This window comes from Pseudomonas sp. NPDC087817 (assembly GCF_044742875.1).
Taxonomy (GTDB): Bacteria; Pseudomonadota; Gammaproteobacteria; order Pseudomonadales; family Pseudomonadaceae; genus Aquipseudomonas.
Genome location: NZ_JBIUVJ010000122.1, coordinates 1 through 6,529, shown reverse-complemented (window position 1 = coordinate 6,529; position 6,529 = coordinate 1). Strand labels below are relative to the sequence as shown.

The window sequence follows — 6,529 nt, the reverse complement described above, 5'->3', positions numbered from 1 at the left end:
CGATGGGCGCTAGGTGCGGCTAGTGCACGGGCGGTGGCGACATCCGCATTGATCGCCGTTTTCAATGCCTCCAGGGAGGCGAATCGCTGCTCTTCACGCAGCTTTTGGTGGAAAACCACCGTCAAACGCCGGTCATACAGATCGCCGGCAAAATCTAAAAGATGAACCTCAAGGTGGGCCTTGCCATCACCTTGCACCGTGGGCCGCACGCCGATATTGGCGACGCCGGGCCAGGTTTTGCCGTCAATATCGACATCCACCAGATACACCCCGGTGAACGGCACGCGACGACGCTTGAGTTGAATGTTGGCCGTGGGCGTACCCAGTTGCCGGGCCAGTTTCTGGCCATGCAGCACGCGGCCGGCGATGCGGTACGGACGGCCGAGCAAACGTTCGGCCAAGGGAAAATCAGCGGCGGCCAACGCGTTGCGCACCTGGGTGCTGCTGACGCGAATGCCGTCCAGCTCGACGGTTTGCGCAGCCTCAACGGTGAAGCCGTGAACTTGCCCGGCCTGCAACAGAAAATCGAAATCGCCGAGGCGATCGCAGCCGAAGCGGAAGTCGTCACCCACTTCCAGATGTTGTACGCCGAGGCCGTCCACCAGAATGGTATCGACGAACTCACTGGCGCTGAGCTTGCTCAAGCGCTGGTTGAATGCCAGGCACAGAACCCGGTCAACGCCTTCGGCCGCCAGCAGTTGCAGCTTGTCGCGCAACCGGGCCAGACGCGCCGGCGCGGTCTCTGGCGCAAAGAATTCCCGTGGCTGCGGCTCGAAAATCACCACGCAGCTGGGTACGCCCAACTCATGCGCACGCTCACGCAGTCGGGCCAGGATAGCCTGGTGACCACGGTGAACACCGTCAAAGTTGCCAATAGTGGCGACGCAGCCCCGATGCTGGGGGCGCAAGTTGTGGAGGCCTCGAACCAGCTGCATAACGCGCTTCTTGCTCATAAAGTGGTCGATTATAACCACACCCGACGGTCGACGACAGGCAACACCGTAACGCAAAGTGATCGAGCCGACAAAACTGCCGGCCCGCGCCCGTTCATAAAGGGTGAAACCTCAGCTCAAGGCCTTGCGATTGAAGTCACGCAGGCGGAAACCGAGCAGCAGCAACATACCGAAATAAGCGACCACACCGGCAACCACCAAAGCGCCAAGACGCAGGAAGCGCTCAAGCATGTGGCCTTGATCCCACGCAGGCATGAAATGCATGCCGATCAGCAATACTGCGGACATTACCACCACAGCCACTACCAGTTTGAAGCCGAACATGTACCAACCCGGTTGCGGTTGATACATCTTTTGTTTGCGCAATTGATAGAACAGCAGCCCGGCATTCAGGCACGCGCCGGCACTGATCGCGAGCGCCAGGCCGGCGTGCGCCAACGGGCCAATCAATACCAAGTTGAATAATTGAGTGACCACCAAGGTGAAGATCGCGATTTTCACCGGGGTACGAATGTTCTGTTGCGCATAAAAGCCCGGCGCCAGCACTTTGATCACGATAATCCCGAGCAGACCGACAGAATAGGCAATCAGCGCCCGCTGGGTCATTTCGGCATCGAAGCCACTGAACTGACCGTACTGGAACAGCGATACGGTCAACGGTTCAGCGAGAATCCCCAGCGCCAGTGCACACGGCAGCACCAGCACAAAGCACAGACGCAGACCCCAATCGAGGATTCGCGAATACTCATGGCGATCCTTGCTGGCGTAGGTTTTCGCCAGCGTCGGCAGCAGAATGGTGCCCAGCGCCACGCCGAGCACGCCGGATGGCAATTCCATCAAGCGGTCGGCGTAATACATCCACGACACCGAGCCCGCGACCAGAAACGAGGCGAAGATGGTGTTGATAATCAGCGAAATCTGACTGACCGACACGCCGAGAATCGCCGGCAACATCTGCTTCATTACCCGCCAGACACCGCTATCGCGCAGGTTCAGGCGCGGCAACACCAGCATGCCGATCTTTTTCAGGTGCGGCAGTTGATAAAGCAGTTGCGCCAGACCGCCCACCAGCACGGCCCAGCCCAAGGCCATGACCGGCGGATCGAAGTATGGCGTCAGGAACAGCGAAAACACGATCATGCTGACGTTAAGCAGGGTCGGCACAAACGCCGGCACCGAAAAGCGGTTCCAGGTATTGAGAATCGCACCGGCCAGCGACGACAGCGAGATCAGCAATATATAAGGGAACGTCACCCGCAACAGATCGGAGGTGAGCTGGAATTTTTCCGGTGTGTCGGTGAAACCGGGCGCCGTGGCCCAGATCACCCAGGGCGCCGCGATCATGCCCAGCGCAGTGACCACGGCCAACACCAAGGTCAGCAACCCCGAAACGTAGGCAATGAATGTGCGTGTCGCCTCCTCGCCCTGTTGGCTTTTGTATTCGGCCAGAATCGGCACAAATGCCTGCGAGAAAGCGCCCTCGGCGAAGATCCGCCGCAGCAGATTGGGCAATTTGAAGGCAATAAAGAAGGCATCCGTCGCCATCCCGGCGCCGAATGTGCGAGCAATCAGCGTGTCACGAACAAACCCCAAAACACGGGAAAGCATCGTGATAGAGCTGACGGCGGCCAACGATTTGAGCAGATTCATTGAGGGAATTTGTGCCTGTCGATAAACAGCAGGCGAACAAAGCGCCTACTTGTGCGATACTCCGCGCCGCAGCAGCACAGAGCCAAAGCTCGCGAGTTTACAGGTCAAGCGCCGGAAATAAATATCCCGCCTCTTTATACCTACCACTTAGCGGAACGTTTCAAGTGCCCTTGACAAGACTTCAACTCATCGGCATGATTCGCGGCCTATTTTGTTTGCTATTTCCTAAAAAGTCTTTCGAGGAGCTCGACGGTGGCCAACTCACCTTCCGCCAAAAAACGTGCAAAACAGGCTGAGAAGCGTCGCAGCCACAACGCCAGCCTGCGTTCCATGGTTCGCACCTACAGCCAGAATGTCGTGAAAGCCATCGACGCAATAGACGCTGAAAAAGCTCAAGCTGCATACGTTCTGGCTGTGCCAGTTATCGACCGTATGGCCGATAAAGGCATCATCCACAAGAACAAGGCTGCTCGCCATAAGAGCCGCCTGAATGGCCACGTTAAAGCGCTGAAAGAAGCTGCTTAATCGACGTAGTCATTAAAAAACCGACCTCAGGGTCGGTTTTTTATTGCCTGCGATTTGGTAAATCCCGCTCATAAAAAATGGGAGGGGACTCATCCCCTCCCACATTGCACATCTGATTTGCGCGTTATTGCTGAACCGGCACCCACGGCAGAATCGGGATGGCGGTCACCGCATTCTGCGGACTACCCTCGATCACGCGATCGCTGTAGACCAGATACACCAGCGTGTTGCGCTTCTTGTCGAGGAAGCGCACCACCTGCATGGTCTTGAACACCAGCGACGTGCGCTCCTTGAACACCTCGTCACCATCCTTCAGCTCACCTTTGAACTTGATCGGACCCACCTGACGGCAGGCGATCGAGGCTTCGGCGCGATCCTCAGCCAGACCCAAGCCACCTTTCACGCCCCCAGTCTTGGCGCGCGATAGATAGCAGGTCACACCCTCGACCTTCGGATCATCAAACGCCTCGACCACGATCCGATCATTTGGACCGACAAGCTTGAACACTGTCGATACCTGACCGATTTCTTCGGCCGAGGCCAGCAACGGCAACGCCATCAACAGACCCAACAATCCTTTTGCTATACGCATCAAGTTTTCCTTAAACCAGAATCAGGTTGTCACGATGAACCAATTCCGGCTCAGCCATGTAACCCAGCAAACCGACAATCGCCTCTGACGACTGACCGATAATTTTTTGCGCTTCCAGCGCACTGTAATTGGCGAGACCACGGGCGATTTCACGACCATCCGGCGCCACACAGACCACCATCTCACCGCGACGGAAACTGCCCTGCACCAACTTCACACCCACTGGCAGCAAGCTCTTGTTGCCTTGGGATAACGCCGACACCGCCCCATCATCCAACACCAGCGTGCCGCGAGTCTGCAGATGCCCAGCCAGCCACTGCTTGCGCGCCGCGAGCATGCCACGCTCAGGCGACAGCAAGGTGCCGATACGCTCACCCGCCTTCAGGCGATCAAGTACACGCTCAAGACGCCCACCGACAATGATGGTATGCGCACCGGAACGCGCAGCCAGACGTGCCGCACGCAACTTGGTCTGCATGCCGCCCCGCCCCAGCGCACCGCCAGTTCCACCCGCAACCGCATCCAGAGCCGGATCATCGGCGCGAGCCTCATAAATCAGCTGAGCCTCGGGATTGTTACGCGGATCAGCGTCGAACATGCCATCGCGATCCGTGAGAATCACCAGCAAATCGGCTTCAACCAGGTTGGCCACCAGCGCTGCCAGCGTGTCGTTGTCACCAAAACGGATTTCATCGGTGACCACGGTGTCGTTTTCATTGATCACCGGAATGACTTTCAGCTCGACCAGCGCACGCAAGGTGCTGCGGGCGTTCAGGTAGCGCTTGCGATCGGAGAGGTCGTCGTGAGTCAGGAGAATCTGCGCAGTGTGCCGACCATGCTCGGCGAAGCTCGACTCCCAAGCCTGCACCAGCCCCATCTGGCCAATTGCCGCGGCCGCCTGGAGCTCGTGCATCGCACTGGGTCGTGCGGTCCAGCCCAAACGGCTCATGCCGGCCGCCACTGCCCCGGAGGACACCAGCACCAACTCGACGCCGGCCTCATGCAAGGCCACCATCTGCTCGACCCAAACACTCATTGCCGCACGATCCAGCCCTTTGCCATCAGCTGTCAGCAAAGCGCTGCCGATCTTCACGACCCAACGCTGCGCACCTGTCACCTTGCTCCGCATCATCTTCAACCTTAGCTTGAGGGCAGCGCGACCCAGCGCCACCCATGACGTTATTTGTGACTTGCGATTTCCAGATACTAAAACGCCGCTCGATTGAGCGGCGCTTAAGTTTACTGCAACGAATCAGTCGCGCACGTAAATGATTTCCGGACCGTCTTCGTCATCCACATCTTCTTCGTCCCAATCATCGTCACCGATGTCATGGACCGACTTCACGCCGCTACGACGCAGGGCACGCTTGTCATCCAGCGCCTGCAATTGCGCGCGAGCTTCGTCTTCGATGCGCTGATCGAGATCGGCCAGCTCTTCTTTGTAAGCCGGGTCATTGGCCAGACGATCAGCACGATCTTCCATGTAACGCATGATGTCATGACACAGACGCTCGGTACCGATCTTGGCGATCGCCGAGATCACGTAAACCGGACCAGTCCATTCCAGGCGATCAACGATTTCCTTGACGCGCTCTTCGTGCTCTTCTTCAAGGATCTGGTCGCACTTGTTCAGCACCAGCCAGCGATCACGCTCAGCCAGAGACGGACTGAACTTGATCAGTTCGTTGACGATCACTTCCGCGGCATCCGGTGCACTGGTGTCATCCAGCGGCGCCATGTCGACGAGGTGCAGCAACAGACGCGTACGCGCCAAGTGCTTGAGGAAGCGGATACCCAGGCCAGCACCGTCGGAAGCACCTTCGATCAGACCCGGAATGTCGGCCACGACGAAGCTCTTCCAGCGATCGACGCTGACCACACCGAGGTTTGGCACCAACGTGGTGAACGGGTAGTCGGCAACTTTCGGCTTGGCGGCAGAGACCGAGCGAATGAAGGTACTTTTACCGGCGTTCGGCAAGCCCAGCAAACCCACGTCAGCCAGTACTTTCATTTCCAGTTTCAGGTCACGCTGCTCACCCGGCTTACCCGGCGTGGTCTGGCGTGGCGCACGGTTGGTACTGGATTTGAAACGGGTGTTACCCAGACCGTGCCAGCCGCCCTGTACGACCATCAACTTCTGACCGGCCTTGGTCAGGTCGCCGATGACTTCCTGAGTCGCCGAGTCGATCACGGTCGTGCCGACCGGAACGCGCAGGATCAGGTCCTCACCTTTCTTGCCGGTGCAGTCGGTGCTGCCGCCGTTGGAACCACGCTCGGCATCGAAGTGCCGGGTGTAACGGTAGTCGACCAAGGTGTTGAGGTTTTCGTCAGCCATCATGTAGATAGAGCCGCCGTCACCACCATCACCACCGTTCGGACCACCGTTTTCGATGAACTTTTCCCGACGGAAACTCATGGCGCCATTGCCGCCATCACCAGCCTTTACGCGAATCGATACTTCATCAACAAACTTCATAACCAACGCCTCTCGCCATACGGACGAGCCGAAAAACAATCAAGACATAAGACTCTTGCAAAAATGAGCGCAGCGACCCCAAAACACGACCTGCATCGCACGCCGACAGCCCATACAAACAGTTTTGCAAGAGACTCACCCCACAAACGAAAAAGCCCCGTCGCAAGACAGGGCTCTTCCAGCGATCTCGCGATTAAGCCGCGACAACGCTCACGTAACGGCGGTTGAACGCGCCTTTTACTTCAAACTTGATCACGCCTTCGATTTTAGCGAAGAGGGTGTGATCCTTACCCATGCCTACACCGTAACCGGCGTGGAATTGGGTACCGCGCG

General features: G+C 57.8%; 7 protein-coding genes. 1 reads left to right on the top strand and 6 read right to left on the bottom strand.

The genetic code is table 11. The features are described 5' to 3' along the window. Both ribF and murJ read right to left on the bottom strand, forming a co-directional pair. Positions 1 to 935, bottom strand: a 935-nt coding sequence (gene ribF, locus ACIONG_RS29580) for a bifunctional riboflavin kinase/FAD synthetase (protein WP_401304489.1), incomplete at its 3' end; no start/stop codon positions are given. A 129-nt stretch (positions 936 to 1,064) separates the two neighbouring features. Then, the gene (gene murJ, locus ACIONG_RS29575; RefSeq protein ID WP_213026628.1) at positions 1,065 to 2,603 is read right to left on the bottom strand and encodes a murein biosynthesis integral membrane protein MurJ; all 1,539 of its coding nucleotides are present in this window, start codon (positions 2,601 to 2,603) and stop codon (positions 1,065 to 1,067) included. A gap of 252 nt (positions 2,604 to 2,855) precedes the next feature. Between murJ and rpsT the strand changes: the two genes are divergently transcribed. Next, positions 2,856 to 3,128: a 30S ribosomal protein S20 gene (rpsT, locus tag ACIONG_RS29570; RefSeq protein ID WP_401304486.1), complete on the top strand. Its 273-nt coding sequence runs from the start codon at positions 2,856 to 2,858 to the stop codon at positions 3,126 to 3,128. Between the two features lie 124 nt (positions 3,129 to 3,252). On the opposite strand, the gene ACIONG_RS29565 is transcribed toward rpsT, so the two are convergent. The 4 genes from ACIONG_RS29565 to ACIONG_RS29550 form a co-directional block, all read right to left on the bottom strand. After that, positions 3,253 to 3,720 (bottom strand): CreA family protein, encoded by a 468-nt coding sequence (locus ACIONG_RS29565; protein WP_103303600.1) that lies wholly within the window; start codon positions 3,718 to 3,720, stop codon positions 3,253 to 3,255. Positions 3,721 to 3,730: 10 nt separating this feature from the next. Continuing rightward, positions 3,731 to 4,849, bottom strand: a complete 1,119-nt coding sequence (gene proB, locus ACIONG_RS29560) for a glutamate 5-kinase (protein WP_103303601.1) — start codon at positions 4,847 to 4,849, stop codon at positions 3,731 to 3,733. 123 nt (positions 4,850 to 4,972) lie between these two features. Then, positions 4,973 to 6,196, bottom strand: a complete 1,224-nt coding sequence (gene cgtA, locus ACIONG_RS29555; protein WP_103303602.1) for an Obg family GTPase CgtA — start codon at positions 6,194 to 6,196, stop codon at positions 4,973 to 4,975. A 193-nt stretch (positions 6,197 to 6,389) separates the two neighbouring features. Further along, on the bottom strand, positions 6,390 to 6,529 hold a 140-nt coding region (locus ACIONG_RS29550; RefSeq protein ID WP_401304492.1), incomplete at its 5' end, for a 50S ribosomal protein L27.